This is a genomic window from Verrucomicrobiota bacterium (genome assembly GCA_016200005.1).
Lineage (GTDB): Bacteria > Verrucomicrobiota > Verrucomicrobiia > Limisphaerales > PALSA-1396 > PALSA-1396.
The window spans coordinates 68,485-75,193 of sequence record JACQFP010000023.1; the positions used below are offsets into that span (position 1 = coordinate 68,485).

Annotated in this window: 6 protein-coding genes; all 6 read right to left on the bottom strand. The window is 59.7% G+C overall.

Going from position 1 to position 6,709, the window contains the following annotated elements; translation table 11 throughout:
• Positions 1-8 precede the first annotated feature (8 nt).
• Positions 9-938, bottom strand: a complete 930-nt coding sequence (locus tag HY298_08840) for a hypothetical protein (GenBank protein ID MBI3850380.1) — start codon at positions 936-938, stop codon at positions 9-11.
• Positions 935-2,563 carry a sigma-70 family RNA polymerase sigma factor gene (locus HY298_08845; protein ID MBI3850381.1) on the bottom strand — a complete coding sequence of 543 codons (1,629 nt, stop codon included), beginning with the start codon at positions 2,561-2,563 and terminating at the stop codon, positions 935-937. Before HY298_08845 ends, HY298_08840 begins: the two co-directional genes overlap by 4 nt.
• A 145-nt stretch (positions 2,564-2,708) precedes the next feature.
• Positions 2,709-4,157, bottom strand: a complete 1,449-nt coding sequence (locus HY298_08850) for a leucine-rich repeat domain-containing protein (protein MBI3850382.1) — start codon at positions 4,155-4,157, stop codon at positions 2,709-2,711.
• Positions 4,158-4,231: 74 nt separating this feature from the next.
• Positions 4,232-4,870, bottom strand: a complete 639-nt coding sequence (locus HY298_08855; GenBank protein ID MBI3850383.1) for a PEP-CTERM sorting domain-containing protein — start codon at positions 4,868-4,870, stop codon at positions 4,232-4,234.
• 20 nt (positions 4,871-4,890) lie between these two features.
• Complete coding sequence (locus tag HY298_08860; GenBank protein MBI3850384.1) at positions 4,891-5,817, bottom strand: hypothetical protein; 927 nt, start codon at positions 5,815-5,817, stop codon at positions 4,891-4,893.
• Positions 5,814-6,668 carry a hypothetical protein gene (locus tag HY298_08865; GenBank protein MBI3850385.1) on the bottom strand — a complete coding sequence of 285 codons (855 nt, stop codon included), beginning with the start codon at positions 6,666-6,668 and terminating at the stop codon, positions 5,814-5,816. The genes HY298_08860 and HY298_08865 overlap by 4 nt, the downstream gene beginning before the upstream one ends.
• Positions 6,669-6,709: the final 41 nt, after the last annotated feature.

The following is a 6,709-nucleotide window of genomic DNA, read 5'->3' on the forward strand; positions in this document are numbered from 1 at the left end:
TTCCGGAGCTACTTTTTCTCAGGCTCGGGCGGCAGCTCAAAACCTTCCCGTTTTGCCACGTCGGCCCACCCATTCGGGAAGATGAGCCGAAAGGTTCTAGGGAAGGGATAAAGCTTCCATTCAGGGGTCCAAAGGTCGCGCGGAAAATTCATACCCTTCCCGTAGTCATTTGAAGTTTGGGCCTTCAGACGTTGTTCGTCACCGGCCTGATACCGTTTGATGATCAGCGTTACCGGCTTTGCGTCGCAGTCGTAGAGGCCGATGGACTTCATCCATGCCTGTGAAGTCGGCAGGATCAATTCCGCCCGCTCTCCGCCCAATGCGCCAGCCACCGCAGTGATGAGGTTGTTGCTGATGCTCTGCGACATCGTGTCGTCCTTTGGCAAGGTGTATTGCGCCACCAGATCGTCCTTTGGCTCAGCGCGCTCCACGTGGGCGAGCATCCAGTCGGTGAAATCCTTCTTCACGCGTTGGAGAGCCGCCTCGACTTGACCGCGTTCCTGAGGTGTCAGGGCGAGGACCGCGGTGGCTACATCCGTCAATTTAGCGTCAATGACTGCCTTCATCTGGACATCGCGCACAGCCTGCTTGCTGACGACGATGTAGTCCGGCGAAGTTCGCCAATCGAAGCCGAGTTCCGCCAGCACACGCTGCCGCAGTTCCGGTGAGAGACGATCGGCGCGATTCGTTTTGAGCACGGACCAAAGCGCGTTCACGGTCGCGGCCTTGGATTGGGCCAGAGCTTGCTGTAACTCACGGACGCGGTCCGTCAGAGCGGATTTCTCACTCTGCGCGACGACGAGTTGCTGCGTGTGAAATTGCCAGGACTCATTTGCGGCCTGCACCTTCTGTTGAAGTTGATTGGCATGCTGACGTGCTACGTGGAGTGCGCCTGCACCCGTGGCGAGAAAGGTAAGGATCAGAAGGACTTTACTCATGGGTTCTCCTTCTTGCTCAGCCGGGTAATCGCCTCTTCCTGAAGCCAGGCGCATACACGTTGGCGTAGCGTGCTCGTTACAAGCGGGAGGAAACTCTTGAGAACCTGCTCGGCGGCGGCGGGCCGCCTTGGATGGTCCTCTGGCAGGAACATGGACAGGTCCTGGACGTTCACATATCCCACAACGTTTAGGGAATTCTTGCTCTCGATCGGGCTGCCGCCGGCAAAGGTGCCTTCAACTTTAAGCGTCCCTTTGGCGTCGGTCGTCAGCGAAATCTCAACTGACTCGCCTGATCTCATCGGCAGGTTTGCCCCAGTGGTAGCTAGAGGAATGCGAGGGCCTGCCTGCGGGGGCTTAGCCTCCACCACCGGCCAGCGTTCGTTCCCGACCACGCCCTGCACCTCTGCCAGTATCTGGTCGCGGCGCGGCCTCATCTCATCTTCTGGCAAGGGCGAAAGGGCGAATGACCTGCGCGCCAGGACATTGTCGGCTACAGGCAGATTGGTTTCCTGAATCCCTGCTGTAACTCGCTCTTCCACATCTGCAAAATGCCGCCCAAGCGCGGCCTCCATCGCCTGCTGTTCCACCGGGGTCATCCCCATCAGTTCGCGCGCGAAGGGATTCACAACGCCCGGCGGCGAAAACGGCTCGGCTGCGCTTTCTCTCACCAACTCAGGCAACACCGCTTTGGGAATCCGCACGAACGGCGAATCGTCCGACCATCGGTAATCCGCCGCAAGCAGCAGGCCGCGAGTTCTCAGCTTCCACGCTTCGAAGGCTTGCGCAGATTCGGCGGCGCGGGCGGCAACTTCGTTCGCCTGTGCGATGGATTGCTCCAACTTGGCAGATGCTGCGCGCAACCTTTCAATCTCGGATTGCACGTTGGCCGCATCGCCCTGCCCCGCCGTTTGCACTCGGCTCAAACTGGCGAGTCGCGCCAGCCACGCGGCCAACCCGACCAGTGCCGGCGGCGCAACTTTCAACACCGCGCCCACGACCGTGCTCACCACCGCCGCCGAAGCAGAAGTGGCCGTGTGTTGCAGCGCAGCGGCAGCCGCGGCAACAGTTGCCGTCTTGAAGCCGCGCCGCTTGAAAAATTCTGCCAGCTTTTCCAGCGCGCTTTGCACCCGCATCCGCGCCGCGTCTTCACTCGCGCCAACGGCGGCGCCCACCTCGCGCAGGGAATGACTTTCATAGAAACGCAACAACAGGGCGGTGCGGTCTTTCTCGCGGAGGGAAAGCAACGCTTCGTCCAGCAGCGGCACGAGCGCCTGGAACGCGGGTTCGGCTTCGGAAGTCTTCATAGTCGTGCCCAGTTCAGCGGCGGTTGCTTCGCGGCGACGCCGCCGCAATTCGCCGCGCAACCAGGATTTGGATTCAAGCAAGGTCGTGCGATGAAGCCACGAGGGGAGCGAATCATCCGGCGCAAACTGCCAGGCTTTGCGGGCGAGCGCCCCAAAGACGTTCTGGCAGATTTCCTCGGCAGCGCCGCCGTCGGTGACCTTCCGCAGCGCGGTGGCATAAACAAGATCGAGATGCCGACGCGTCAGGGTGGCGAATGCCGGTTGGTCACCTTGGCGGGAAAACGCCTGCAACAATTCAAAATCCGCACGCCATTCGCTCATGTTCAACCCACAAGCTGCCGCAGGCGCCGCAAACCGAAAATCTTTTTTCGATCTTTTTTGCCTGGACTGTAGCGCGGGCCTCCGAGCTTGCTGTATCGCAAGTTTCCAAAACTTGCGGGCGGAGCCAGGTTTCGACTGCCTGCAACTAGGGCGAGCGAATGCGATACAGGCGCGCCGGATGGCCGATCCACTCCGGATCGTTGAAGTGAAAAAGTCCGTTGGTAAGATTGAGGCTTTGCAGCGGAACCCAGGCGCCGTTGGCCTGGTTCGTCGTAGCCTCCACTACGATGGGGATGTTTGTCGTCCCGGTGATGTCGAAACCGAATCCGACTGGCCCTGCGCCAAAGTTGGGGCCGCTGGTTTGCATCAGCGGGTTCCATAAGACTGCCGGGCGACCGGCAAACGTCGCGCTCCAGCCGGTGGCGCCGGGGAGGTAATAGACAGTCACATTGCTGGCATCATAGAAGACACCCGAATCAACGCCCGGAGCGTTACGCATAAAAAACACTCGATTCAGGCTGGGGCAGTTCCGGAACGCATAGTTCCCGAGGTTGGTGACGGTGCCAGGGATTGTGATTTTGTTCAGATTCGTGCAATTATAGAACGCTTGGTACCCGATGCTGGTAACGCTGCCGGGGATGCTGATATTGCGCAGGCTGGTGCAGTTATAGAACGCATCGTGCCCGATGCTGGTAACGCTGTTGGGGATGGTGGTGCTTGTCAGGCCGGTGCAGAGGTAGAACGCGCCGTCCACAATGTTGCTGACGCTGCCGGGAATTATGACGTTGGTCAGGCTGGCGCAGCCATAGAATGCATAGTCCATTATGTTAGTGACGCTGCTGGGAATTGGATAGCTTCCAACTTTGCCGCCCGGGAATTGGATCAGCGTGGTCTGGTTCTTGTTGAACAAGACTCCATCCAAGCTGCTGCAGGACGGATTGGCCGGATCCACCGTGATCGCCACCAGACTGGTGCATCCCAGAAACGACTGGCTTCCAATGTTGGTGACGCTGCTGGGGATCGTGACGCTGATCAGGCTCGTGCAACCAACGAACGCCCCGTCTCCAATGCTGGTGACGGTGCTGGGGATCGTGACGGTGATCAGTCTGGCGCAATTATAGAACGCGTAACTCCCCACGTTCGTGACGCTGCTGGGGATCGTCACGCTAACCAGGCGGCATTCAGAAAACGTCCCGTCCGCGATACTGGTGATGCTATTCGGAATAGTGACGTTCGTCAGGGGGCAATTGAAAAACGCATCGTGCCCGATGCGCGTGACGCTGTCGGGGATCGTGACGCTGGTCAGGTTGTAGCTGTGCCAGAATGCAGCAACCCCGATGTTGTTGACGCTGCTGGGGATTGTGACGCTGGTCAGGTTCGGATTAGCGGAGAAAGCATTGTCCCCGATGTGGGTGACGGCCAGCCCCGCGACGGCATACGGGATGGTCACCGGCCCGGTTGGGCCAGTGTAGCCGGTGATGGTGATGGCCAAGCCATCCGAAGTGTAAGTGAAATCACCAAATTGCTGGGCGGTGGTGGCCAGGGGCGTCGCCAGAAGGATGACGCCGAACAGGGCGGGCAGCGGGTTCTTCATGCTCTTGCGACGCGCGGTGGTTTCGGTTGAGTTGAAGTCATTTCTTCAGCAGTTCCGGGGGCAGCTCGAAACCTTCACGTTGACGACCTTGTTGAAAGTCTCAGCCGGAGGTGAAGGCCAACCGCTGCAAATCCGAGCAGCAAGACCGTGGACGGCTCCGGAATCGCGATGATTCCTTCAGAGAACACCCAATCAATGGTGGAGCGAGGCAGCCCGAATTCGTTGAAGGCTACTCCGCCTGGGTATGGGTTTGCCGAAGAGAATGCCAACAGATACGAGTCGCCTGCAATCAGAACCAGTGTCGCCGTGTAAATGTCTCCCGGGACAAGAGCGACGGTAGCTGGAAATTCAAATCCAATTGTCTCGAGAGTGCTGTTGGTCACGATGAGTGTCGGGCTGGTGGCAATCTGCGCACCGGATCCCGGCAGCCCTCTGAAGAGGTTGAATTGCACCGTTGAAACTCCTCGGGATGAACCTTGAATCTCAAACCGATCCAGTCCGGTTAAGGCCGGTGTAAATGATTGGCCCAAGTTCTGACCAGGCGTCAGGACGCCAGTGGTGATGGATCCCCCAACCACATTCGATTGATCAACAATGAATCCCTGCCCGTTGGCCGCTTGCATGATACACCCCAAGTTGGCGAGCAACGTCAAGATGGTCATGGTCCGGATGGTGCGTTTGTGGTTCTTCATATTCGTTCTCGCGCGCGTCATGGCGTCATTTTCGGTTCGAGCTATTTCTCCTGAGGTTTCTCAGGCAACTCGAAACCTTCTCGTTGCGCCACATCCGCCCAGCCGTTCGGGAAGAGGGGCCGGAAAGCTCTGGGAAAATTCCATTGGGGTTCGCTCGGGAGGTCGTACGAAACCGTCACGCCGCGCCCATTGTCATTTTCTATTTGGAATTTCAGTCGCTGTTCGGTCCCGACCCCGTTGCGCTTAACGGTCACGACCTGTGGTTGGCGGGCACAGTCGTACAGACCGATGGAGTTGACCATCCAGTCCCGAGCGGAAGCCAGGATTACCTCTGCCCGCTCCCGTCCAAGTGCGGCGGAAAGTGCGCTGCCGAAGCCATTGCTGATGCTTTGCGACGTCGCTGGATCTTCCGGCAAGGTGTAATGCGCCACCACGTCATCCTTCGGTTCGCTGCGCTCCATGTGCGCCGACACCCAATCCTTGAAATCCGTTTTGACACGCTGGATGGCCGCTTCGACCTGGCCGCGCTCCTCGGGTGTCAGGGCGAGAACTGCGGCGGCCGCTTCGCTCAATTGGCCATCGCGGACGGCGGCCATCTGGAGCTCGCGCACGGCCTGCTTGCTGACGATGATATAGTCCGGAGAAGTCCGCCACTCGAAGCCTAGTTCCGCCAGTACACGCTGCCGCAGTTCCGCCGGAAGATGGTCGGCCCGATTCGTCTGGAGCGCGGACCAAAGCTCGGTCTTCGAGACAGGTTGCGATTGCGTCGGAGTTTGCCTCAGCTCACGGACGCGCTCCGTCAGTGCGGCCTGTTCACTCCGTGCGGCGGCGAATTGCTGCGTGTGGATTTGCCACGACTCGTTTGCCGCGCGCACTTTCTGCTGGAGTTGAGTCACATGCTGACTTGCCGAGTGAAACGCGCCTGCGCCTGCCGCCAGAAAAGTCAATGCCAGAAGGATTTTGTTCATGGGTTCTCCTTCTTTTTGAGCCGGGCCGTTGCCTGCTCCTGAAGCCAGGCAAGCACGCGCTGCCGCAAGGTACTCGTCACGGTCGGGAGAAAACGCTCCAACTCGGCGGCCCGGCTGGGATCGCCCTCGGGCAGGAACAAGGACAGTTCCGGACCACCGCCATAGCCCACAATATTTACGGAGTACTTGCCCCTCACGCTAGGGCTGCCGCCGGAAGAGGTACTCTCAACCATGAGCGTCCCCTTCGGGTCGGTCGTCAGCGAAATCTCAACTGACTCCGCCGATTGCATCGGCAGGTTTTGCCCCACGATTGAATACGGAACACGAGGTCCTGCTTCCGGAGGTCTGGCCTCGACCACCGGCCAGCGTTCGTCCCCCACAACACCCCGCACTTCTGCCAGCATCTGGTCGCGGCGTGGCTTCATCTCGTCCTCGGGCAACGGCGAAAGGACGAATGACCTGCGCGCAACGACGCTCCCGCCTGACGATAGGTTGGTTTCCTGAATCCCAGCCGTAACTCGCTCTTCCACGTCCGCAAAATGCCGCCGAAGCGCTGCTTCCACCGACCGCTGTTCCGTGGGCGCCATGCCCATCAGTTCCCCGGCGAACGGATTCACGACCCCCGGCGGCGAGAAAGGCTCTGCCGCGCCCTCTCTCATCAACTCGGGCAACACCGCCTTGGGGATGCGCACGAAGGCCGAATCGTCCGACCAGCGGTAGTCTGCCGCGAGCAGCGGGCCGCGAATTCTCTGCTTCCACGCTTCGAAGGCTTGCGCAGATTCGGCGGCGCGGGCGGCAACTTCGTTCGCCTGTGCGATGGATTGCTCCAACTTGGCAGATGCTGCGCGCAACCTTTCAATCTCGGATTGCACGTTGGCCGCATCGCCCTGCC

What these genes read in the sequence shown, in the direction of transcription:
- HY298_08845 (MBI3850381.1), bottom strand. Translation starts at nt 2,563, where the DNA reads ATGAGCGAATGGCGTGCGGATTTTGAATTGTTGCAGGCGTTTTCCCGC.
- HY298_08855 (MBI3850383.1), bottom strand. Translation starts at nt 4,870, where the DNA reads ATGACGCGCGCGAGAACGAATATGAAGAACCACAAACGCACCATCCGG.
- HY298_08850 (MBI3850382.1), bottom strand. Translation starts at nt 4,157, where the DNA reads ATGAAGAACCCGCTGCCCGCCCTGTTCGGCGTCATCCTTCTGGCGACG.
- HY298_08860 (MBI3850384.1), bottom strand. Translation starts at nt 5,817, where the DNA reads ATGAACAAAATCCTTCTGGCATTGACTTTTCTGGCGGCAGGCGCAGGC.
- HY298_08840 (MBI3850380.1), bottom strand. Translation starts at nt 938, where the DNA reads ATGAGTAAAGTCCTTCTGATCCTTACCTTTCTCGCCACGGGTGCAGGC.